Source organism: Roseateles sp. P4_D2 (genome assembly GCF_056401875.1).
This window is the reverse complement of record NZ_JBFUIM010000010.1, coordinates 91,960-113,270: the sequence shown is the minus strand read 5'-3', so window position 1 is coordinate 113,270 and position 21,311 is coordinate 91,960. Positions and strand designations below refer to the sequence as shown.

At 66.6% G+C, this 21,311-nt stretch carries 18 protein-coding genes; 5 read left to right on the top strand and 13 right to left on the bottom strand.

Going from position 1 to position 21,311, the window contains the following annotated elements:
- Positions 1-127: 127 nt before the first annotated feature.
- Positions 128-1,360 (top strand): NAD(P)/FAD-dependent oxidoreductase, encoded by a 1,233-nt coding sequence (locus tag AC1DW0_RS18795; RefSeq protein ID WP_477947329.1) that lies wholly within the window; start codon positions 128-130, stop codon positions 1,358-1,360.
- 59 nt (positions 1,361-1,419) lie between these two features.
- Here AC1DW0_RS18795 and pcaF read toward each other — a convergent pair whose 3' ends face one another.
- The 3 genes from pcaF to AC1DW0_RS18780 are packed head-to-tail and all read right to left on the bottom strand — an operon-like array spanning position 1,420 to position 4,825.
- The gene (pcaF, locus tag AC1DW0_RS18790) at positions 1,420-2,622 is read right to left on the bottom strand and encodes a 3-oxoadipyl-CoA thiolase (protein ID WP_477947327.1); all 1,203 of its coding nucleotides are present in this window, start codon (positions 2,620-2,622) and stop codon (positions 1,420-1,422) included.
- Positions 2,619-4,031, bottom strand: a complete 1,413-nt coding sequence (locus AC1DW0_RS18785) for an FAD-dependent oxidoreductase (RefSeq protein ID WP_056200665.1) — start codon at positions 4,029-4,031, stop codon at positions 2,619-2,621. The genes pcaF and AC1DW0_RS18785 overlap by 4 nt, the downstream gene beginning before the upstream one ends.
- On the bottom strand, positions 4,028-4,825 hold the full coding sequence (locus tag AC1DW0_RS18780; protein WP_457389863.1) for an enoyl-CoA hydratase-related protein: 798 nt from the start codon (positions 4,823-4,825) through the stop codon (positions 4,028-4,030). Before AC1DW0_RS18780 ends, AC1DW0_RS18785 begins: the two co-directional genes overlap by 4 nt.
- A gap of 117 nt (positions 4,826-4,942) precedes the next feature.
- On the opposite strand from AC1DW0_RS18780, the gene AC1DW0_RS18775 reads away from it, so the two are divergent.
- Together AC1DW0_RS18775 and AC1DW0_RS18770 are read left to right on the top strand one after the other, a co-directional pair.
- Entirely contained in the window at positions 4,943-5,986 is a 1,044-nt protein-coding gene (locus tag AC1DW0_RS18775; protein WP_477947324.1) for a sensor histidine kinase, read from the top strand.
- Positions 5,983-6,741, top strand: a complete 759-nt coding sequence (locus AC1DW0_RS18770; protein WP_457389865.1) for a LytR/AlgR family response regulator transcription factor — start codon at positions 5,983-5,985, stop codon at positions 6,739-6,741. Before AC1DW0_RS18775 ends, AC1DW0_RS18770 begins: the two co-directional genes overlap by 4 nt.
- 23 nt (positions 6,742-6,764) lie before the next feature.
- Here the strand turns inward: AC1DW0_RS18770 and AC1DW0_RS18765 are convergent, their stop codons facing one another.
- The 5 genes from AC1DW0_RS18765 to AC1DW0_RS18745 all read right to left on the bottom strand — a co-directional run bounded on the left by AC1DW0_RS18765 (position 6,765) and on the right by AC1DW0_RS18745 (position 13,183).
- Positions 6,765-9,461 (bottom strand): peptidase M16 family protein, encoded by a 2,697-nt coding sequence (locus tag AC1DW0_RS18765; RefSeq protein ID WP_477947322.1) that lies wholly within the window; start codon positions 9,459-9,461, stop codon positions 6,765-6,767.
- A gap of 24 nt (positions 9,462-9,485) precedes the next feature.
- Complete coding sequence (locus AC1DW0_RS18760; RefSeq protein ID WP_477947320.1) at positions 9,486-10,370, bottom strand: HEAT repeat domain-containing protein; 885 nt, start codon at positions 10,368-10,370, stop codon at positions 9,486-9,488.
- A gap of 10 nt (positions 10,371-10,380) precedes the next feature.
- Positions 10,381-11,166 (bottom strand): hypothetical protein, encoded by a 786-nt coding sequence (locus AC1DW0_RS18755; RefSeq protein ID WP_457389868.1) that lies wholly within the window; start codon positions 11,164-11,166, stop codon positions 10,381-10,383.
- A gap of 61 nt (positions 11,167-11,227) precedes the next feature.
- On the bottom strand, positions 11,228-12,856 hold the full coding sequence (locus AC1DW0_RS18750; RefSeq protein ID WP_477947318.1) for a MutS-related protein: 1,629 nt from the start codon (positions 12,854-12,856) through the stop codon (positions 11,228-11,230).
- Positions 12,857-13,045: 189 nt separating this feature from the next.
- Entirely contained in the window at positions 13,046-13,183 is a 138-nt protein-coding gene (locus AC1DW0_RS18745) for a hypothetical protein (RefSeq protein ID WP_457389870.1), read from the bottom strand.
- Positions 13,184-13,494: 311 nt separating this feature from the next.
- Between AC1DW0_RS18745 and AC1DW0_RS18740 the strand changes: the two genes are divergently transcribed.
- Positions 13,495-15,213 carry a M14 family metallopeptidase gene (locus tag AC1DW0_RS18740; RefSeq protein WP_457389871.1) on the top strand — a complete coding sequence of 573 codons (1,719 nt, stop codon included), beginning with the start codon at positions 13,495-13,497 and terminating at the stop codon, positions 15,211-15,213.
- A 157-nt stretch (positions 15,214-15,370) separates the two neighbouring features.
- Here AC1DW0_RS18740 and AC1DW0_RS18735 read toward each other — a convergent pair whose 3' ends face one another.
- The 3 genes from AC1DW0_RS18735 to AC1DW0_RS18725 all read right to left on the bottom strand — a co-directional run bounded on the left by AC1DW0_RS18735 (position 15,371) and on the right by AC1DW0_RS18725 (position 18,273).
- Positions 15,371-16,156, bottom strand: coding sequence for a PEP-CTERM sorting domain-containing protein (locus AC1DW0_RS18735; protein ID WP_162247825.1), 786 nt, complete (start codon positions 16,154-16,156; stop codon positions 15,371-15,373).
- 178 nt (positions 16,157-16,334) lie between these two features.
- Positions 16,335-17,333, bottom strand: a complete 999-nt coding sequence (locus tag AC1DW0_RS18730) for a substrate-binding domain-containing protein (protein WP_056200675.1) — start codon at positions 17,331-17,333, stop codon at positions 16,335-16,337.
- Between the two features lie 73 nt (positions 17,334-17,406).
- Positions 17,407-18,273, bottom strand: coding sequence for a 23S rRNA (adenine(2030)-N(6))-methyltransferase RlmJ (locus AC1DW0_RS18725; protein ID WP_056200679.1), 867 nt, complete (start codon positions 18,271-18,273; stop codon positions 17,407-17,409).
- Between the two features lie 102 nt (positions 18,274-18,375).
- Here AC1DW0_RS18725 and AC1DW0_RS18720 point away from each other — a divergent pair, with 102 nt between their 5' ends.
- Positions 18,376-19,458, top strand: a complete 1,083-nt coding sequence (locus AC1DW0_RS18720) for an alkene reductase (protein ID WP_056200682.1) — start codon at positions 18,376-18,378, stop codon at positions 19,456-19,458.
- 79 nt (positions 19,459-19,537) lie between these two features.
- Here the strand turns inward: AC1DW0_RS18720 and AC1DW0_RS18715 are convergent, their stop codons facing one another.
- Both AC1DW0_RS18715 and AC1DW0_RS18710 read right to left on the bottom strand, forming a co-directional pair.
- Complete coding sequence (locus AC1DW0_RS18715; protein ID WP_477947315.1) at positions 19,538-20,668, bottom strand: hypothetical protein; 1,131 nt, start codon at positions 20,666-20,668, stop codon at positions 19,538-19,540.
- The gene (locus AC1DW0_RS18710) at positions 20,668-21,234 is read right to left on the bottom strand and encodes an MOSC domain-containing protein (protein WP_457389876.1); all 567 of its coding nucleotides are present in this window, start codon (positions 21,232-21,234) and stop codon (positions 20,668-20,670) included. Before AC1DW0_RS18710 ends, AC1DW0_RS18715 begins: the two co-directional genes overlap by 1 nt.
- Positions 21,235-21,311: the final 77 nt, after the last annotated feature.

The window sequence follows — 21,311 nt, the reverse complement described above, 5'->3', positions numbered from 1 at the left end:
GGGCATGGGCGTTGTCACATCGCTACACAAATTCCTTGCTCAGCTCACAGTCAGGACGGGAGTCGCAGTGATATGGAGGTCACGGCCGACTTCTAGAATCGCCGACCCCATCGAATTGCCAATCCAATTGACTGCTATTACGGAAGGCACCGGCCCTGCCGCCAGGCTGGCCTGCGACGTCCTCATCATCGGCGCAGGCCCCGCTGGCAGCGCCTGCGCACGGGTGCTGGCTCGGTCGGGCGTGGATGTCCTGCTGGTCGACCAGCACCCGCCCGGCCGCGACAAGATCTGCGGCGACGGCCTGATCCCGGACGCCCACAAGGCCCTGGCCCGCCTGGGCCTGCTGGACGACGTCATGCGGCGCGCCCAGGCCGTGGCCCATGTGGGCTGCATCGGCCCGCGGGGCGGCCGCATTGACGTGCCAGGCTCACTGGCGGTGCTGCCGCGCAAGGAGCTGGACGCGTTGCTGCTGAGCGCCGCCCGGGAGGCGGGCGCACGCTTCGAGCAAGCACGCTTCGAGGCACCGTTGGAGACCGATGGCCGCGTCGTCGGCGCGCGGCTCAAGCGGGGCGATGAGATCGTCGAGGTCGCTGCGCGATGGGTCGTGCTCGCGACCGGCGCCGTGCCCAGGGCGTTGACCGCGGCCGGCATGTGCGAGCGCCACACGCCCAGCGGCGTGGCCCTGCGCGGTTATGTGAAGGCGCCGCAGATGGTCGGCAGGATCAAGGCGCTGGAAGTCGTCTGGGACAAGTCGGTGCGGCCCGGCTATGGCTGGATCTTCCCGGCGCCGGATGGCCACTTCAACATCGGCGTCGGCGTGACGGACAGCCACAAGGATCTCGGTGGCGGCAAGGGCCAGAAGAAGGACGTCAATCTGCGCGCCATCTTTGATGCCTTTGTCGCCAAGTACGCGCCGGCGGCCGAGCTGATGCGGGTCGGTGAGCTGGTCGGTGAGCTCAAGGGCGCACCGCTGCGCTGCACGCTGACCGGCGCCACATGGACGCGGCCGGGCCTGCTCGTCACCGGCGAGGCCGCCGGAAGCACCTACTCCTTCACCGGCGAGGGCATTGGCAAGGCCATGGAGACCGGCATGCTGGCGGCCGACGCCATCCTGGCGCACACCGACGATGCGGCGGCCCGCGCCACCTACGAGGCCGCGTTGACGGCCCTCAAGCCCAAGTTCGACCTCTACGAGCGCGCCAACCGCGTCAACGCCCACCCCTGGCTGGCCGACCTGCTGATCTGGCGCGCCAAGAAGAGCCCGCGCCTGCTCAGGCGCATGAGCGGCGTGCTCAACGAGACCAGCAACCCGGGCAATCTCGTCAGCTTCAAGGGCATCAGCCGACTCTTTTTCGAGTAGTCCTGATCAGTTGGGGACAGAGCGTGGCGCTGCGCGCCAAGGTCCGTCCCGCAAGGTCATCAGACGCGCTCGACGATGAGCGCGATGCCCTGCCCGACGCCAATGCACATCGTGCACAGCGCATAGCGGCCGCCCGTCAGCTCGAGCTGGTTGATTGCCGTCGTCACCAGGCGTGCGCCGCTGGCACCGAGCGGATGGCCCAGCGCGATGGCGCCGCCGTTGGGGTTCACGCGGGCATCGTCATCCGCCAGGCCCAGGTCACGCAGCACGGCCAGGCCTTGCGCGGCAAACGCCTCGTTCAGCTCGATGACGTCCATCTGAGCCAGCGTCAGGCCCGTCAGCGCCATGACCTTGCGCGTCGCCGGTGCCGGGCCGATGCCCATGATGCGCGGCGCGACGCCGGCCGTGGCCATGCCGACGACGCGGGCGCGAGGCTTCAGGCCGTGGCGCGCAGCCTCTGCTTCGCTGGCCAGCAGCAGCGCGCAGGCGCCGTCGTTGACGCCGCTCGCATTCCCAGCCGTCACCGATCCGTCGGGCTTGACCACGCCCTTGAGCCTGGCCAGCGCTTCGATGCTGGTCTCGCGCGGGTGCTCGTCCAGCACCACGCGCAGCGGGTCGCCCTTCTTCTGCGGCACCTCCACCGGCACGATCTCGCGCTCGAAGAAGCCGCGCTTCTGCGCCGCGATGGCTTTCATCTGCGAGGCCAGCGCCATGCGGTCCTGGGCCTCGCGCTCGATGCCGAAATCGGCGGCCACGTTCTCCGCCGTCTCGGGCATGGCGTCGACGCCGTACTGCGCCTTCATCTGCTTGTTGATGAAGCGCCAGCCGATCGTCGTGTCATAGACGGCGTTGGCGCGGCTGAAGGCCGACTCGGCCTTGGGCATCACGAAGGGCGCGCGGCTCATGCTCTCGACGCCGCCGGCGATCATCAGCCCGGCCTCGCCGGCGCGGATGGCGCGCGCGGCGGTGCCGATGGCGTCCAGGCCCGAGCCGCACAGGCGGTTGACCGTGCTGCCAGGCACATCCACCGGCAGGCCGGCCAGCAGCGCGGCCATGCGGGCGACGTTGCGGTTGTCCTCGCCAGCCTGGTTGGCGCAGCCGTAGATGACATCGGCCACTTGAGCCCAGTCGACATTCGCATTGCGCGCCATCAGCGCCTTGATCGGCAGCGCCCCGAGGTCATCGGTGCGAATGGAGGACAGCGCGCCGCCATAGCGGCCGAAGGGCGTGCGAATCGCGTCGCAGATGAAAGCTTGATTCATTTGAGATAGGGGCTCACGCGATAACGCTCGCCGCGATAGTGGTGATCGAGTCGGTTCAGCAGCGCGGCGACCGGTGCCGAGCCCCAGAAGGCCAGCCATTCGAAGGGCCCGGCCGGATAGTTGACGCCCAGCTTCATCGCCGCATCCGCGCCGGCCTCGTCGCAGACGCCCTGGGCGACGGCATCCGCCGCCTCGTTGATCAGCATGGCGATGGTGCGCGCGACGACGAGGCCTGGCAGGTCAGCCACGGCGCGCGGCACCAGGCCCAGGCGGGTCAGCCATTCGGCGGTCTGAGCGTCGCCGGCATAAGCGATGTCGCCGGTCGGCGCCAGTGGCAGATCGAAAACGGCCGTGCCCGGGCCGAAGTCGCGGGCGCGCCGGCCGTCGGTCAGGCGCAATTGGCGGCCGTCGACGGCCAGGCCGACCCAGTCGCTGTCCAGTTCACGCACGGCCTCGGGCAGATTGGCCACGAAGCGCTCAGCCAGGGCGCCACGGCCATGCACAACGAGACGGGCCGCCCGCGGCGGCGCAATGCTGACGGCCGGCAGAGCCGGCGCGCCCTCGGGGTAGCGGTAAAAGCCCCGCCCGCTCTTGCGGCCGAAGAAGCCGGCGTCGACCAACTCCTGCTGCACCAGCGACGGCGTGAAGCGGCGATCAAAGAAGTTGGCCGCGAAGACAGAGTGGGTCACGGCGAAGTTGGTGTCATGGCCGATCAGGTCCATCAGCTCGCAGGGCCCCATGCGGAAGCCCGCGGCTCGGAGGACCGCGTCGATGAGCTCGGGCGCCGCAGCGCGATCCTGCAGCAGCATCAATGTCTCGGCGTAATACGGCCGGGCGATGCGGTTGACGATGAAGCCCGGCGTGGAGCGCGTGTGCACCGCCGTCTTGCCCCAGCGGCCGGCGAGGTCGAAGACGGCCTGCGCGACCTCGGGCGACGTGCCCAGGCCTGACACCACCTCGACCAGCTTCATCAACGGCACCGGGTTGAAGAAGTGCATGCCGACGAGGCGCTCGGGCTTTTGCATGCCGCGCGCCAGCGCCGTCACCGAGATGGACGAGGTGTTGGTGGCGATGACGGCCTCGGGCGGCAGCAGCGCTTCCAGTTCAGCAAACAGCGCGCGCTTGACGTCGAGGTTCTCGACGATGGCCTCGATGACGAGATCGGCCGTTGCCAAGGCCTCGACCGGTGTGATGCGCGCCAGCGCCGCCTGCGCGGCATCGGCCGTCAGCCTGCCCTTGGTGACCAGGCCGTCCAGCATGGCCGAGAGCTTGCTCTTGGCGGCCTCGGCGGCACCGGGGCGGGCGTCGAAGAGCGCCACTTCATGGCCGGCCTGGGCGGCCACCTGGGCAATGCCGGCGCCCATCAGGCCAGCGCCGACGACGAGGACGTGGGAGTCGTTCAGATTCATTCGGGGGCAGTCCAGTTGGGCTTGCGCTTGCCGAGGAAGGCCGCGAAGCCTTCACGGGCCTCGGCTGTCGTGCGCACACGGGCAATGGTTTGAGCGGTCAGCTCGCGCACCTCGGCCGTGACCGGGCCGGGCGCCAGGCGTGCATAGAGCTGCTTGATCTCGGCCTGCGCCTGCGGGCCGCAGGCGAGCAGGTCGGCCACGAGGGCATCGACGGCGGTGTCCAGGCCTTCTGCCGGCACGACGCGCTGCACAAGGCCAACGCGCAGCGCCTCGTCGGCGCCGATGCGGCAGGCCATCAGCGCCAGCCGCCGCGCCTCGCGCAGGCCGACGGCATTGACAAGATGCGGGCCGATGACCGCGGGCAGGATGCCCATGCGGGCCTCGCTGACCGCGAAGCTCGCGGCGTCGGACGCGACGGCCATGTCACAGGCACAGACGAGGCCGACGCCGCCGCCGAGTGCCGCACCCTGCACTCGGGCGATGGTCGGCTTCGGGGTCTCGGCAATACGCGCCAGCATGGCGGAGAAGCGGCGGGCATCGGCGAGGTTGTCGTCCTGCGACGCCGCGGCCGCGCGCTGCATCCACTGCAGGTCCGCGCCGGCGCTGAAATGCTTGCCGGCGCCGGCCAGCACGATGGCACGGACGCCAGCGTCGCCGCCCAGAAGCGCGAAGGCGGCATCCAGCTCGGCAATCAGCGTCTCGTCGAAGGCATTGAACACGGCCGAACGGTTCATCGTCAGCACGGCCACGCCGTCATCGCGGCGCTGCAGATCGAGGGAGGTCCAAGAAAGCATGGGCGGCATTCTGCTCTTTTCCCGACCGATCGGTCGACTGTGCAGTTCAAGCGCCTCGGCCTGCCGTTCGCCGCAAACCAGCGCACTGGTTCCCGCCCCCCCCTAGACTCACCCACCATGCCTTCCCTGCTCAACGCCCGGCACCGTCACCAGTGGTTCGCCCTCAAGCCGAGGCGCGTCTTCACGCCCGAGGAAATGGCGCGCGCAGGCATGCAGCCTTGGCCAGCGGGCATCGACCAGTACGTCATCGTCAACGTCGTGCTGCTGCTGGCCGCGTTCACACACCAGATGTCCCAGGGCGCGCAGCCTCTGACCTGGTTCCTGTCTCTGGCGTCCGCAGCCATGGCGCTCTCCGTGGCGCGTTCACTCTGGCATGACCCGAGCCGCCGCCGGCTCAACATCGCCTGCTACGTCACGGCCACCGTGGTGTCGGTGGCCTTCGTCGGCCTGGCAAAGGCGGGCTATCACGATTTCTTCGTCCTGTATGCGCTGCTGGCCTTGGTGCTAATGACGGCCATCCTGTCGGCCTGGTGGGTGCTGACGGTCTACCGTGTCGATCAGATCGAGGCGCGGCTGCGTGAGCTGGCCGAACAGGACACCGCGCTGCGCTTACAGACCCGTCTGGCCGCCGCCCAGATCCAACCGCACTTCCTGTTCAATACGCTGGCTTCCCTGCAGCATTGGGTCGACACGGGCGACGCACGCGCCGCGCCGCTGTTGCGCGATTTCACGGCCTATCTGCGCTCGACGCTGCCGATGTTCGAGCGCGAGTTGCAGCCGCTGGCCGAAGAGATGGAGATGGTGCGCCGCTATCTGGCCGTCATGCAGGCCAGACTGGGCGCGCGCCTGAGCTTCAACATCGATGTGCAGACCGGTCTGGACACCACCCTGCCGCCAGGCGTCTTGCTGACCCTGGTGGAGAACGCCATTGCGCACGGCATCGAACCCCAGCTGCGCGGCGGCCACCTCGAGGTCACCGCCCGCCAGGAGGCCGGTCGCCTCGTGCTGACGATCAGCGACGACGGCCCCGGCCTCGCGTCCGGCTGGACCGAGGGTGTCGGCCTGTCCAACACGCGCCGCCGCTTGGCTGACGCCTTTCCCGACGCCTCGCTGACCCTGTCCGATGCGCATCCCGGCTGCACGACCACCCTGACCCTGTGACTCCCATCACCGCCCTGATCTCCGACGACGAGGAGGCCCCGCGCGAGCAACTGCGTGCCGCCCTGGCCCGCCTCTGGCCCGAATTGAAAATCGTCGCCGCCAGCACCAATGGCACCGAGGCCTGGGACGACTGCCTGGCCCATGAGCCCGCCATCGGCTTCCTCGACATCCGCATGCCCGGCCTCACGGGCCTTGAAGTGGCGCGACGTCTGTCGGCACTCGCCGCGCCGCCGCTGATCGTCTTCGTGACGGCCTATGACGATCAGGCGCTGGCGGCCTTCGATGCCGGTGCTGTCGACTATGTGCTCAAGCCCGTCGACGACGAACGCCTGGCTCAGACCCTGACACGGTTGCGCGCGCGGCTGACCCAGCCCGCCTCCGACACGACGGCTCTGCAGCGCCTCTTGGCCAGCCTGCCCCAGGCCCGACCGGCCATGCGCCCCATCCAGGCCAGCGTCGGCCGCGAAGTGTTGCTGATCCCCCCGGACGAGATCATCTATTTCGAGGCCGACCAGCGCTATACCCGCGTTGTCCATCAGAGCGGCGACGCCCTCATCCGGACGCCGCTGCGCGAGCTGCTGGCGCAGTTCGACCCGGACCAGTTCTGGCAGATCCACCGCTCGGTGCTCGTCAACAGCCGCTGCATCGCACGCGCCATCCGCGTAGACGAAGGCAGCATGGTCCTGACCCTGCGCGGCCGCGACGAAAAGCTGCCGGTATCGCGTCAGTTCCAGGCCCTCTTCAAAGGCCAGTAGACGGCTGCCGACCCGTCACGGGGTCAGGATGGCATCAGTGCCAATGCGTTCACTGACCTGCCCGCCAGTGTGGAGGGCACTTTGTCCGGCGAATCGCAGGCCAATGAGATCACGGGCGTCGCCGAAGCGAAGAACACTGCGGCAATGGCTTGGGCGCGCTCCAGCGGCATCAGCCGGATTTGCGCGGCAATTGCCAGTTCGCGTTCGCTGCGTCCCAGGCACAGGTCGTAAGCCTCCAGCACCAGCCTGTTGAGGGCAGATTCGCCCAGGCCGAATCGCATCAGCGCCTTGATGCGCAATGTCTGATGGTCCAGCAGCGACAGGTCGAGACCCGCTGCGGCCTCGCCAAACCGAGACAGCTGCTCAACACATCGGTCGATGGATGGCGCCTGGTAGACGCCGAAGAAAAGCTGGTTGACGGTTGCGTCGCGCCCGAAGAAGCTGCCATAGGCGCCCAGATCGTCCCGGAAGACTGGTGTCATGCACGTGGCATCCAGGGCCTCGGCCATCAGACAGAGGGCCGCCAGTTCCTCACTGCCGAGCGCATCGGTGGGGTACTTCACGATGACCGATGGCATGCCGGGCGCGCCTGCGACGGCCGCCGCTTCGTTGCACTGCCGGACGGGCGCTTTCGTCAGCGTGCGGCGGACACGCCAGCGGGGCTGCGCGGTTTCCACGCGCAGCCTGTGCAAGGTCTCGGGACCGTCCGTGCCATCGCCGAGCAGAAAGGACACGCTGGGCGACGCAAGTATCTGGGCGAGCAACCGGGACACGCCGCTGGACAGGCCTGCAATGTCGGTGTGCGTGGCATGGCTCGAGAGGAGCTCCACCTGCGGGAAACCGCTCCACAGCGCCGTGATGCGAGCCGCTTCGGACAGGTGAGATCCCGCCTGCGCCAGCAGGACGCCCAGCGCGTTTTCGCAAATGGCGGCTCTCAGCCGAAGCACATGCGTCTGGGTCAGGGCCACATGCCTGGCGATCTTCTCCAGGGTATCCGTCAGCAAGGCCTCGGGATCAAGTTCCCAAGGCTCGGGGACGGGGCTGCGAAGCCACTTCATGCGGATCGACAGAAAGAGGCCGGTAGCGTCTGGGCCGCTCCATTGCGAGAAAGGGGAACACTGTAAGGACACCTGCGGCGGCGTCTGTGCAGCGTTCTCGATGACCTGAAATGCCAGCAGCAACAGCGGCAGCAACTCCACATCGGCGGTCGAAATGTTGAACACGCGATGGAGGTAGGCGACACCGTGGGTGGTGAGCTTGGCATGCGCGCGTTCGGGCGGGGCGGACCGGGACTGCGCGGCCCTGCGCGGGGTTGACGCCCGCATGTCGGGGCGGCTCGACGGGCCTCGATTCCACGCCGTCGCACGGCGGCTCAACCGCTCGACGACGCGGCGCTCCCGCGCCGCGACGTCAGCAAACGGGCGCCTGGCGGGCGCGACCACCACATTGCCGATCTCACAGGCTAGCGCTGCGGACGCCTCTGCCGCCAGCGCCACGGGGTCGCTCAACGCCTGACGCGCAAGCGCAAGCTCGTCGAGCAGGCGGTTGAACTTCGGCAGATCGGCGTAGAGCAGGTAGTCGCACAACATCAGCAGGCCGGCAGGCGTGCTGCGCTCGAAGGCGAGATAGTGCTCCCGGACATTGAGTTCTCCGGCCGCCAACTCTGATCGCATGGGCGTGGTGGCGAGGTAGTCGACCAGGTATTTCTGCATCACAGGCCGCAGCAGCGGCCGATGGTCGACGCCGACGCAGGTCGACTTGAAAGTCAACCACAGCGTCTGATCCGCACCCACGCGGACGACCCCGCTCAGGTCCGGCAAGTACTCGCCGCCAAGCCGCTCCGCGACTTGCGCGAAAACAGGGGCAAACGCTTTCAGTGCGCCATCCACAGCCCAGGCCAGGCATGCAGCCTTGGCGTCGAGCGCGTTGCCGAGCTGCCAGCTGTAGCGGTGATAGTGAAGGCCCTCATTGCCAGGAAACAGATGGGTGCCGGGATCACGTCGCGTGCGGCGCGCCGCTGCTGGCGGGCGTGGCCCAAGGGGCCGCTTGGGCAGCGCGGCAATCAAGCGGTCGACCCCCGCCAGGGCCGCGTCGTCAGCCTGGATCAACAGGCAGGCATTGTCGTGGGTGACGAATTCGGCTGCGAATGCGCGGACGTGCTCCACCGTGACATGCCGCAGGAGTTCCGGGTCGCCTCCGGGCTCATGGCCGTGGGATCCATTGGCGACCTGTTCGGAAGTCGCCAGTCCGATCTGCCGCCGCTCCGTGTAGAAGGTCGACTTCATCTCGTTGTAGACCACGCCCGAGGCCATCGGTCCATCCGATCGTTCCCGCGCGACGAGGCGGAAGCATTCCTGCTCGACGAACTCCTGCGTGATCGGGACCTGAGGCAGGCTCACCAGCCAATCGACCGCCGCATGCAACGAAGCCTCCGTCACGCAGGTGGCGTAGAAGACGAGCCGATCGCACTCGGTGAGCGCGTTGAGGCTCAGATCCGGGAAGTCACTACCCAGGGCCCGCATCGACCGCCCCCGGGAATCCGGCGAGACCGAGAGCACATGTTCCAGCACATGCGCCACGCCGGAGTCGCAGCGCGTCTCGATCGGAAAGAGCATGACGGCCGAGTACTGGTGGGCTTCGCCAACGGCCTTGACCAGGCGGATCGGCCCGGAGGACTCGACCGCCACTGCGCGGCTGCCTGGCTTGCGAGAAGTGATCATCTGCGAGGCTCCCGCGCCGGCCGGTCAGATGTACTGTTGGACGTGATGCTTCACGATGGGCGCCGTGTCGTCGCGCAGCGCGAGCAGAACGTCGCGATGCGCCGTGGGCGAGGTTTCGGCGAGGACACGCGCGGCCTCGTACCGGGTGCGCGGGTCCAGATGGGTCTTGGCGATGTCGACGAAGATGCCCGTCATCTCATCGTTGGCCAGATGCTTGGCCATGTCGAAAAGGCGGCGGCGCTGCTCCACGATGTTGGGTGCTCGGGAGCGGATGATGCCCCGCGTTCCCAGCTTCTGCGGGATCTCGAAGAAGTACTGGTCGCGCAAGCCATTCTGGTTCACCGTGGGGATCACATTCAACGTGATAGAGGGCGTCGCGGGGAAGTTCTGGACGTGAATGTCCTTGTTGCACAGATACATGAGAACGTCGCCTACCTCGTGCTTGTGCGTGCCAAGCGGCGTCAGCTCGACCTCTTCACCGATGTAGCCCACCGCCTTCTCATAGTCGTACTGGTAATCGTCGGAAAGGTAGCCATCACCGCAGTAGGCGAGCGACAGCAGGTCGAAGTTGTGATCGTGCGGCTGGTCGTAGGCGAACAGCTTGGCCTCCTCAGCGGTGCATTGGTCTTCCGGCAGCCAGAAGTTGGCGCGCACGTAGAAGGTGTCGCAGCGGTACATGACGATCGCCTGCGAGATGACGATGGCGTAGATGTCCTTGCGGGCGTTGCCCTTGATGTAGTCGATGTAGAAGTTCGACAGGAAGTCGCGATCATTGCCCAGCATCGCGAAGCAGTCGCTCAGCTCCCACAGGCCGTCCTGGGTGGTGACGTCGACGCCGTTCTTGGCGAACTCGATGAAGTCCTTGAACGTGATGGATTCGGTCGTGGAAGATTTCTTGACGATGGGCATGATCGGCTCCTCAGGCGCTTTGCATCAGGGTTTGGCGGGCTGCGTTGGACAGCGGCTTGTTCGCCGAACCGGCGAGTACCTTCATCGCGTCGATGCCGGCCTGGCGGTCAAGGCATGACAGCGCCACGGCAGCCTCCCACTTGATGTTGTCCAGCTGATGGCCGAGCAGCGACCTCAAGGGATCGATGCAGTTGGCATCGCCGTAGTAGCCGAGGAACTTGGCCACCAGTTGCATTGACGTCGACGGCGGGTAGGTGAAGAAGCTGGTGAAGGGCTTGCCCGTCTGCAGGTCGAACTTGTAGTGCACGCCTTCGAAAGTGAACTCAGCCAGCGAGACGAAGATGATGGGCTCGGGCGACTTCAGCGCGTACAGGTCGGCCCGACCGTCGATGGCCATGACATCCCCTGCGCCGAAATGCCCTTCCTCGTTGAGCGTCGCGCGCGCCTCGGGGTTGAACGCGTCCGGCTGGAAGCCCTGCAGGCGGTAGTGCCGAAAATCGCAGCCGGAATAGAAGTACTGCAGCACGTCCTGATGTGTGCAGACCACGGCTGGGTAGTCCTTCGCCTGGGTGATGGTCAGGTCGAGTGCCAGCGAATCCCACACCTGCAAGCGCAGCGTCGAGTCGGCCACGGTGGGCGGCGGGCGGCGGTAGTCGGCCAGCGCGGCCTTCAGCTCACGGGTCAGCAAGGCACGGATGTCGAGCTGGCTGACGAAGCGCTCGAAACTCTCCCGGTGGTCGATGACACGGCGCCGCGGTTCAGCGTTGAGAAGGGCGGAAAATTCTTCGGTATTCATGTGTGCTCCCTTTGAATTCGTGGCCCGCACGGCGGCGGTGCTCAGTTGCCGGAGATTGACGTCAGTCGATCTGCGGAAAAGTCGTGGGTTGGATCGTGTAGGCGGAAAACCAGCTAAAAACCCTCAGCGCCTCGTCGATGGCCGATTGCGGCAGGCCATACTGGCGCATCATGTCGATGCCATTGGTTTCCGTCATCACGCCGAGGCGTATTTCCAAACTGTTTTTTTCTGGCGCCGTGAACTGTAGATTCATGGGTATAAGCAGCCGACTCAGCAACGGCGCCAACACGAGATTGTGGGATGTGACAAATACGAGATGCCGGCGACCGAGTTCGGCGATGACGGCGGCGCCGGCCGACACGGATTCAATATTGTTCGTGCCACGGAATAACTCGTCGATCAGAAAGATCGTCGATGGATTGGTGCGTGAGTGGTCCAGCAGTTCCCGGGCGCGCCGCATTTCCGCCATGTACAGGCTTTCGGATGCGCTGATCGAATCGTCGTGACCGATGCTGGTGCGCACGACCGCAAAGGGCACGCACGCCGCCGCGGCGTAACAGCAACCGAAAGCGCGCGCGGTGAGTAAGCTGAGGCCCACGGCGCGCAGCAGCGTGCTTTTGCCGGCGCCGTTCTGCCCCGAGATGAATGTGCCCCGGCCATCCGGGATCGACAGCGTGAGCGGCAGGGGATGCTTCACGAGCGGGTGCACCAAGCGTTCGAGGGTGATCGCGCGGCCGTCGGCAAATTCCGCGCCGCAATGCGTGCCGCCGGACTCGATATGCGCCAGCAGCGCCAGCCCGCCTTCGAACCGCGCCACCGCCTCATAGACGCGCTGCAGGTCGGGAATCAGCGACTCCAGCGTGCCCACCGCCTTGCCAAAGCGGGCGTATTCATACAGGAACAGCAGGTTGGCGTATTCGGCAACCCCCGCCATGCGCTCGTACCAGGTGAGCTGGATCCTGCCCTGCAGCGCCTTGGCAATGGCGTCAACTTCAGCCAGCTCATGGAGCAGCCGATGGCCGTGCTGGCGCTGCAGGGCGGCGACGCCACGGCTGGCGTCGAGGATGCCCCACAGCGCCTGGCGCAGCGTCTGCCAGGCCTTGAGTGGCCGGTACAGGCGGATCTGGACGAACGCGACGACGCAAAGGTACAGCACCAGCAGCACGGCCAGATAGCCGCCGGGCGCCGTCCAGAGCAGCGCCAGCAGGGCGGTGAATGCCCATGGCATCAGCCACAGACGGGCAGACCAGGCGGGCAGCACGGGGCGCTGGCCGCGGTACAGGAAGGGCGTCAGGTCCTGGGATATGAGGCGCAGGTTCTGGATCCACGGGTCTGCCGCGGCCTTCAAAGAGGCCGTCTCGCCGGCGACGACGCCGCGGTCGTCGTAGATGGACTTGTCGCCTGCGGCAACGCGCCCCTGCCGCAGTTGCCGGTACAGGTATTGCCTGGCCAGGATGCTGTGTTCGCGGCAGGTGGCACGGATGAAGTCATCGACGTGCAGGTCGCTCCAGGTCTGGTCGTCAACGCGCTGCGCTGGCGTCGCAGGCCGCCCGGCGTCGTAGCCGGCAACCTCGTCCGGCGTGAACCAGTCGTAGTGGACAGGACTCGGGCGGGCATTACTGAACGACCAGCCAATCAGTGCAAGGAGACGACGAATCACGGTCAGCGCAGCCGACAAGAAAGCTTTCATACCTGGCGGGAAAGTCAAAACTGCGCGGATTATCGGCCTGCGGTATTGCACGCTGGAGTCCTGAAACGGGAATTTTGAAAAACGACCGGGGCGGGGCAATCGGGCCCCGGTCGCAGATGGGATATTGGCAGGCGGATCAATTGTCAAGAGCGAACTATTGACTATTGATTCTCATCTGCCAAAGCGCGTTCAGGACAGCGCAATAATCCACATGATGCCGACCAGCGCCGGCACCAGTTGCTGACCCTTTTCGGAACCGGCGGCTTCGGTCTTGGCCTCGAGCGGCACGACGTTGACCAGTGGCTTGTTCGATTCATTGCGCTTCATTGGAAGTTCCTTTGCTTAGGTTTTGAAATCCCCTCGCACATCTGTGCAGAAGGTCTTTTTATTATTTGGAGCGCGCCAGATACTTCAATGGCACTATTTACAGGCGCTCGCCAAATCCCCGTTTCGGATAACTACCTATGCGAATGTCGCATTCGATGTGTTCGCCTCGCCGACGCAGTCCGCAACAGCACCTGAGCCGGCGCGGGCAACCCCGCGGGCAAACCCTTGGGCGCCTGCACGGGTCGGCTTCAGACAATCCGCCGCATTCCAGAGCCCCTAGTTCTTGGGGTCACATAAAGACAGACGCCGCCATGCCCACTCCACTGCCCAACCCGCGCTTCGACCACTTCTACCGCTACGACGAGCTGACGGCCCTGCTGTTCGCCTACGCCGAAGCCCGCCCCAACCTGGTGTCGGTGCGCTCGATCGGCAAGAGCTACGAGGGCCGCGACATCTGGGTCATCGTCGTCACGAACCTGGCCAGCGGCATGGACATCGACAAGCCGGCGATGTGGATCGACGGCAATATCCATGCGGCCGAGCTGACCGCGTCGACGACCTGCCTGTACTACGTGCATCACCTGCTGAAGGAGCACGGCGGCACGTCGGCCGAGGCCCAGCAGATCAACCGCCTGCTGGACACGCGCACTCTCTACATCGTGCCGCGCCTGAACCCCGACGGTGCCGAGCTGGCCCTGGCCGACCGGCCGCGCCATATCCGCAGCTCGACGCGGCCCTACCCCTACACCGAGGAAGCCGTCGACGGCCTCACCATCGAGGACGTCGATGGCGACGGCCGCATCCTGACCATGCGCGTGCCGGACCCCCATGGCGGCTACAAGAAGCACGCGGGCGACCCGCGGCTGATGGTGGCGCGCGAGCCCGGCGAGCAGGGCGGCGAGTACTACCGCCTCATCCCCGAGGGCTTCATCAAGAACCACGACGGGCTGACGGTCAAGGTCAACGCCGACCGCGAAGGCCTGGACCTGAACCGCAACTTCCCCGGCGAATGGCGCCAGGAGTTCCAACAGCTCGGTGCCGGCCCCTACCCGACCAGCGAGCCCGAGGTGCGGGCCATGGTGGACTTCATCACCCAGCATCCCAACATCGGCGCGGCCATCAGTTATCACACGCACAGCGGCGTCATCCTGCGCCCCTGCGGCACCCGCAGCGACAACGACATGACGCCCGAGGACCTGTGGTTGTTCCAGAACTTCTCGGCCCTGGGCGAGAAGCACACGGGCTACCCCGCCGTCAGCATCTACGAGGATTTCCGCTACCACCCCAAGGACGTCATCACCGGCACCCAGGACTGGGTCTACGAGCACCTGGGCGCGCTGTTCTGGGTCGTCGAGCTGTGGTCGCCAAGCAAGGAGGCCGGCCTCGAGGTCAAGAAGTTCATCGACTGGTACCGACAGCATCCGGTGGAAGACGACGTCAAGCTGCTGAAGTGGAGCGACGAGCAATGCGGCGGCAAGGCCCATGTCGAATGGACGCCCTTCCAGCATCCGCAGCTGGGTTCCGTGGAGATCGGCGGCTGGGACAAGATGAACTATTGGCGCAACCCGCCGCCGGCCCTGCGCGAGCGCGAGGCGGCGCGCTTTCCGGCCTGGATGACGCAGATCGCCATGAGCCTGCCCAAGCTGGAGCTGATCCGCACCGAGGTGCGAGCACTCGGTCCCGACATGTGGCGGGTGCGCATGGCCGTGGCCAACGCCGGCTATCTGCCGGCCTATGTGACGCAGCGGGCCCTGGAGCGCAAGGCGGTGCGCGGCGTCATGTTCGAGATCCACATGCCCAGCGGCGACCCGGCCATCAGCCTCGTCAACGGCAAGGAGCGCATGGAAGGCCCGCAGCTCGAAGGCCACGCGCCCAAGCAGAGCCAGTTGGCCTTCCTGTTCAACAAGCAGCCCACGGGCGACCGCGCAGTGGCGGAGTGGGTGGTGCGAGCGCCGGTGGGGACGCGGCTGGCGCTGTCGGCGAGTGCGGAGCGGGCAGGGGTGGTGAGGACGGAGGTGGTGCTGGATTGACGAGAAGTCGCATCCCTGAGACCTTCGCATCAACGCTACATGCGGCGGCCAGTGCGCTTGCCGAGCGCGGAGAACGTGTCCTCCGCTCAGTTCTGAAATGCCGGCGAGCTCGGCACCGCAACGGCCAATGAAGCAGCAACTTGGGGGCGCGCCGAGCTCACTGCCGTTGCCGAATCACCAGCAAGCCCATCAGGCAAGCGCCACAAAAAAGCATTGACGTTGTGCCGGGTTCAGGAACTGGCGCCGCTTGCTGTTCAGCGTTCGCAAACATGGTTGTGTAAATGGTCTCCTCGCGCGACCACCCGTTTACAAACGTCACCGAGAGCGTCCTAGCTTCGGAAAAGGAAAAGGAGCCGCCTTCCTCATCTATTGACTTTTGCAAGACATCTGCCACAGGAAAATTTATCAGGGTCGAGACGTTGATGTATGCGGTGGCGAGAACCGTGTTGTGAAAGGTCTGGACGCCGGCAACTCCGGAGTTCGCTTGGAGTTTGGCATCCGCCGTAATTTCTAGTTTCGTGTTAGGCGACAGCGTGAATATCGAGTACGCCAACGCGTTCGCACCTGTCTCGTTAGGAGAATATGCACCTCCGCTGGCGCCAAGGGAAGACGACACGTGGCTTTCAAAACTGAGGCTGGCTAGACTGCTTGTATCGATCCGGAATTCCCCAGTTTGACCTTCGCTGATCAAGTTCCTTGAAAAGCTTGCCAAGGGCGCTTGAGTGCTCGCGGTAAGCTGGTCCGTCATGCCAGTGGGCGTAGTTGCCCAAAGCTTTCCGACCAGCTGGCCGCCAGCCAAAGTTATATACGGCGCAATACCGTCGCCAGGATTGAGGTCGACCAGTGTGAAGTGGAAATTGCTCAATGAGGCGCTTACCTGGACGTCTGCTCTGCACGTTAACGCAGCAAACATGACACCGCAGGCCGCGAGTATTTTGTTCATTTGAAGCTCCATTCAGCACCGGTAGTGGTGCTGTCGGACATTAGCGAGCTTTGGCTACCAGACGTACCCCTAGGGCGAGCCGGTCAAGCGAACTGGTGCGGGCACCGGTCGGGACGCGGCTGGCGCTGTCGGCCAGTGCCGAACGCGCCGGCATCATCCGGACCGAGGTCGTGCTGGACTAAGTACTGCGAACGACCAGTTCGGTCGGCATGATCTCGCTGGCGGCGGCCTGGCCGCCGATCAGGTCCAGCACCTTGCGCGCCAGCAGCACGCCGCCGTGATGCCAGTCCTGGCGCACGCTGGTCAGCGGCGGCGCAAAGCTCTGGGCGGCGGGCGAGTCGTCATAGCCGATCACCGAGACCGCATCAGGCACGGCCAGGCCGGCATCGGTGAAGGCGCGCACAGCGCCCATGGCGAGCAGGTCGCTGGCGGCGAACAGACCGTCGGGCGCCTTGCCGCCTCGACCCAGGTTGGCGAGATGGGCCTGCACGGCCGTGAAGCCGGCGCCGAAGGTGAAGGCCGCCGGCGTCAACGTCTGGGTCTTGAGCCCGGCCTTCTTCAGCGCCTTGGCGAAGCCCTGCTGGCGGTCGCGGATCTCGGCATGGCGCACGTCACCGAGGAAGAGCAGCTCGCGCCGCTGCAGTGTGATGAGGCGCTCGGCCGCACAAGCGCCGCCATGGGCGTTGTCGCCGCCGACCACGACCGAGTCGCCGCGGCCATGCTCGGCTCCCCACACCACCATCGGCAGGCCCATCGCCGCAGCCGACTTCACCGCCGAGCCGTTGGCGCCCTGGCCCAGCAGGATGAGGCCGTCGGCGGACGCCGCCATGCCCTGGCCGGGGCTTTGCAGGGCCGACAGCAGCACGCTGTAGCCGCGCGAGGTCAGCTCCTGGGTGATGCCGCCGAGCAGCTGCAGCGGGTAGGCGTCGGTCATGGGACGGTCGGTGTCGGGCTGCATCTCCAGCATGACGGCGACCATGTGGCTGCGGCGCAGCCGCAGGTTGCGCGCATGGTGGTTGAAGCGGTAGCCGGCGGCTTCCGCCAGCGTCTTGATGCGCTCGCGCGTGGCCGGCGTGACCGAGGGGCTGTCGCGCAGCGCGCGCGAAACCGTGATCGTGGAGACGCCGGCCAGAGCGGCGATCTGCTCCATCGTGACGGGCTTGGACTCCGTCGTCATTGGTGCACCCTTCGGCCTACGGCCTGTCCCGCCAGGCGGGAGCGAGCTTGCTTGGGGCGGCCCGGCGCGGCGCTCATGCCACTTTCTGTTCCAGCACGTAGTTCGCGCCGTCGTACTGGCCCAGTCGCTCGACGAGCACCGGCAGGCATTCGGCCAGTTCGTCGTGCAGCGTGAACGGCGGGTTGGCGATGAACATGCCGCTGCCCAGCATGCCCAGGCCTTTGCCGTCCGGGCGGTCGGCGGGTTCGGCCACGGTCAGCCGCACATGCAGCCAACCCTTCTTGGCGGCGGCGTCGGCGCTGCCCTTCAGGCGCGCCGCGAGCTGGCTCGATTCGAGCAGCTGCAGCTGCGGGTACCAGATCATGATGACCGTGTCGGCGGCCCGCTCCAGCGCCTCGCGCAACGCCGAAAGCACCTTGCCGTAGTCGCTCTTGATCTCGTAGGACGGGTCCATCAGCAACGCGGCGCGGCGGGTGGGCGAGGGCAGCTCGGCCTTGATGGCGGCAAAGCCGTCGGTGTCGCGCACCTGCGTCTGCGCGCGGCCGTCGAGGTAGCTGGCCAGGATGCGGTGGTCGGTCGAGTGCAGCTCGTAGACGCGCAGCCGGTCGGTCTCGCGCATCAGCATGTTGGCGATGGCCGGCGAGCCCGGGTACTGGCGCAGCTGGCCGCCGGGGTTGAAGGCGCGCACCAGGTCGAGGTAGTCGGCCAGCGGTGCGGGCAGGTCCTTGCGGTCGTAGAGCTTGACGACGCCTTCGGCGTACTCACCCTTCTTCTGCGCATAGCGGCCTTCGACCGAGTAGCCACCGGCGCCTGCATGGGTGTCGATCAGCGTGTAGGGCTTGTCTTTCTCAGCCATGTAGCGCAGCACGCGCGTCAGCACGAGGTGCTTGAGGACGTCGGCATGGTTGCCGGCATGGAAGGCGTGGCGGTAGGCGAGCATGGCGCGATTGTCGCTAACACATCCGCCATCAACCCCACCGGGACGGGGAAAGTCGGCCCCGGCCAGACTTGCAACCATCCTTACCGGCCCTATTTCACCGCCATGCCTACCCTTTTCGACCCCATCCGCTTCGGCGACATCCAGCTGGCCAACCGCGTCGTCATGGCGCCGCTGACGCGCAACCGCGCCACCCGCCAGACCCCGCACGACCTGCATGTCGAGTACTACCGCCAGCGCGCCGGCGCCGGCCTGCTGATCACCGAGGCGACCCAGATCCGCCCCGATGGCCAGGGCTATTTCGACACGCCGGGCATCCACACGCCCGAGCAGATCGCCGCCTGGAAGCAGGTGACGGACGCCGTGCATGCTGCGGGCGGCAAGATCGTCGTGCAGCTCTGGCATGTGGGCCGCATCTCGCTGAAGAGCCTGCAGCCGGGCGGCCAGCAGCCGGTGTCGTCCACCAATCGCGCCGCCAAGACCAAGACCTATGCGGCCTATGGCGAGCTGGTGCCCACCGATGAGCCCCGCGCACTCGCCACGCATGAGATCCCGCAGCTGATCGCTGACTATGTGCAGGCCGCCAAGAACGCCATCGCCGCCGGCTTTGACGGCGTCGAGGTCCACGGCGCCAACGGCTATCTGCTCGACCAGTTCCTGCGTGACAGCGCCAACGACCGCAACGATGAATACGGCGGCTCCATCGAGAACCGCGCCCGCCTGCTGATCGAGGTCATGACGGCGGTGGCCGGCACCATCGGCGCCGGCCGCACGGCGCTGCGCCTGAGCCCGGTCACGCCGAGCAACGACATCGGCCAGGACAGCAATCCGCAGGCTCTCTTCAACTACGTGGCCAACCAGCTCGCGCCGCTGAAGCTGGCCTTCCTGGAGGTGGTGGAAGGCGCCACCGGCGGCGCACGCGACGTCGCACCCTTCGATTACGCCGAGCTGCGCCGCCGCTTCAACGGCCCCTATATCGCCAACAACGGCTACGACCGCACCATGGCCCTGGACGCCGTCGCCAGCGGCAAGGCGGACGCGGTGGCCATTGGCCGGCCCTTCATCGCCAACCCCGACCTCGTCGAGCGCATCCGCGGCGACCTGCCCTGGGCCGCGCCGCAGAAGGAGACTTTCTACGGCGGCGGTGCCGAGGGCTACACGGACTACCCGGTGCTGAAGCGCGCCTGACCCATACGCCGCCGATATGGCGGCGCGCCGGTGCCGAGCTGCGACGACGCCAATGACCTGACGGCCGGCTTCAACGCCCTCAGGACTGGAAAGCGCCGGGGTGGCGCGCCGGCCCGTTGAGGGCCTGGCTGGTGTGAGGGTGGCGGTACTCGCGCGAAGGCGCGAGCTTCATGCCGCCCCCCTCGCCGGCGTCGGCAGCCTTGCCGCGCAGTGACGAATCGGGCTTGAGTCGGTAGTCGTCGCGCGCCGCGCGCACAAACTCATCCCAGTCGGCGTGGAAGTTGGCGCGCCGCGTCCAATGCCCCTCGGCCGCGAGCTGGGGGCCGCCGACGAGCAGGTTGTTGGCCAGCACGACCTCGGCCTGCGGCGGCGTCACGCGCAACCAGATGCCGCCGCTGGGCAGTTGGTCCACCAGCGTGTTGTTGACGAGGTAGAGGGCCTGCTTCTCCCATTTCGCACCCTCGACGCCGAAGGAAATGACGTGCGGGTTCTCCGTCATCGAGCTCTGCATGATGAGGTTGCCCATGACGACGGCGACGCCGCCGTTGGGGAACTCCAGCTCATAGCTCGCGCGGCCACCGATCTCGTCAGACAGGCGGTTGTAGAGGATGCGGTTGAGGGCCGCGCGGCTCTTCAGCAGATGGCCATGCAGGCCGTGGTGGAAGTAGCTGCCGGTCACGGCCAGGCGCTTGATGGCGCCGACGTAGAGGTTGTGCGTCTTGCCCTCGCGCGGCAGGATGGGGCCGAAGTCGCAGTCGACGATGTCGAGCTCGATGGCCTCATCGTTGGCGGTCAGCACGCCGTTCTCGTTGTCGCTGAAGGTGCAGTCCACCAGCGTCAGTGAACCGGCCTCGACACGGATGCCGGCGCCGTTGCGATCGGGCACCGCGGCGCCGGTGAAATCGAAGCCTTCGATGCGCTGGCGCCGGCCGGTCGTCACGAACAGGCCCTTGCCCTGCGCGTGGGCGCCGGCCGCGACCAGCTTCACGCGGCCGCCGACGGCACGCAGCGTCAGCCCGTGCTGGGGCCAAGTGGCGACATCGGCCACGTACTCGCCCGCATCGACCTCGACGAGCATGCCGTCACGCGCTTGGCGGGCCGCGGCGGCCAGCGACTTGACGGCGCGCCTGGGTCCGACCTGCAGCACCGGGCCGGCATAGGCGGCAACGGGCGCCAACCCTGCCACGGCCAACAGCAGCCGGCGCCGCATTAGCCCTTCTTCTTCATTTTTGCCTTGAAGAGTTCGACGATGCCGACCTCGCGTGGCCCTGCTATCAACTCGAAGGCCTGGCCGGCCGCAATCGATCCCTCGCGCTTCACGGCAAGATAGAAGCCGCAGTAGCCGCTCTGCGCCATCAGCTTGGCGGCCTGGTTGAAGCCCATGTGCGCGTTGAACTTGAAGCAGGGGTAGCGCGGCTCGGACACGACGAGCTCGCAGTCCGGGAAGCGCAGCACATCGCCGATCCAGACCCTGCTTTCCAGCAGGCCCGTCAACGTCAGGTTCTCGCCGCAATCCCCCGGCTGCAGCGCGCCTTCCACCTTGGCCTGGCCGCGCACCGTCTGCCAGAAAGCGTAGTGCTCCTGGGGGTAGGCATAGACGGCCTTGCTCAGGCCGCCGTGCACGCTCAGGTCGGCCTGCTCGTCGCCGTCCAGGCCCAGGGGCCGGACATCGACGGGCCCCTGGCAGTGGCGCTTGCGAATGGCCGAATCCAGTACCTGGCCCGAGGTCGCAACAAAGTGTTCGACGCGGGCGGTGTTCACGCTGACGACTTGCATGGCGGCCATTGTCCAGGAGGCTTTCGGCATGTCGGCCTACAAGGGCGCGCCGACCGTGCGTCTAGGCTTCGGCCAAA

Excerpts from the sequence above, each read along its gene's own strand:
- AC1DW0_RS18740 (WP_457389871.1), top strand. The coding sequence starts at position 13,495 with ATGCCCACTCCACTGCCCAACCCGCGCTTCGACCACTTCTACCGCTAC.
- AC1DW0_RS18780 (WP_457389863.1), bottom strand. The coding sequence starts at position 4,825 with ATGCTTTCTTGGACCTCCCTCGATCTGCAGCGCCGCGATGACGGCGTG.
- AC1DW0_RS18750 (WP_477947318.1), bottom strand. The coding sequence starts at position 12,856 with ATGAAAGCTTTCTTGTCGGCTGCGCTGACCGTGATTCGTCGTCTCCTT.
- AC1DW0_RS18720 (WP_056200682.1), top strand. The coding sequence starts at position 18,376 with ATGCCTACCCTTTTCGACCCCATCCGCTTCGGCGACATCCAGCTGGCC.
- AC1DW0_RS18725 (WP_056200679.1), bottom strand. The coding sequence starts at position 18,273 with ATGCTCGCCTACCGCCACGCCTTCCATGCCGGCAACCATGCCGACGTC.
- AC1DW0_RS18735 (WP_162247825.1), bottom strand. The coding sequence starts at position 16,156 with ATGAACAAAATACTCGCGGCCTGCGGTGTCATGTTTGCTGCGTTAACG.
- AC1DW0_RS18715 (WP_477947315.1), bottom strand. The coding sequence starts at position 20,668 with ATGCGGCGCCGGCTGCTGTTGGCCGTGGCAGGGTTGGCGCCCGTTGCC.
- AC1DW0_RS18745 (WP_457389870.1), bottom strand. The coding sequence starts at position 13,183 with ATGAAGCGCAATGAATCGAACAAGCCACTGGTCAACGTCGTGCCGCTC.
- pcaF (WP_477947327.1), bottom strand. The coding sequence starts at position 2,622 with ATGAATCAAGCTTTCATCTGCGACGCGATTCGCACGCCCTTCGGCCGC.
- AC1DW0_RS18785 (WP_056200665.1), bottom strand. The coding sequence starts at position 4,031 with ATGAATCTGAACGACTCCCACGTCCTCGTCGTCGGCGCTGGCCTGATG.
- AC1DW0_RS18765 (WP_477947322.1), bottom strand. The coding sequence starts at position 9,461 with ATGATCACTTCTCGCAAGCCAGGCAGCCGCGCAGTGGCGGTCGAGTCC.
- AC1DW0_RS18710 (WP_457389876.1), bottom strand. The coding sequence starts at position 21,234 with ATGCAAGTCGTCAGCGTGAACACCGCCCGCGTCGAACACTTTGTTGCG.
- AC1DW0_RS18760 (WP_477947320.1), bottom strand. The coding sequence starts at position 10,370 with ATGCCCATCGTCAAGAAATCTTCCACGACCGAATCCATCACGTTCAAG.
- AC1DW0_RS18755 (WP_457389868.1), bottom strand. The coding sequence starts at position 11,166 with ATGAATACCGAAGAATTTTCCGCCCTTCTCAACGCTGAACCGCGGCGC.
- AC1DW0_RS18775 (WP_477947324.1), top strand. The coding sequence starts at position 4,943 with ATGCCTTCCCTGCTCAACGCCCGGCACCGTCACCAGTGGTTCGCCCTC.
- AC1DW0_RS18730 (WP_056200675.1), bottom strand. The coding sequence starts at position 17,333 with ATGACGACGGAGTCCAAGCCCGTCACGATGGAGCAGATCGCCGCTCTG.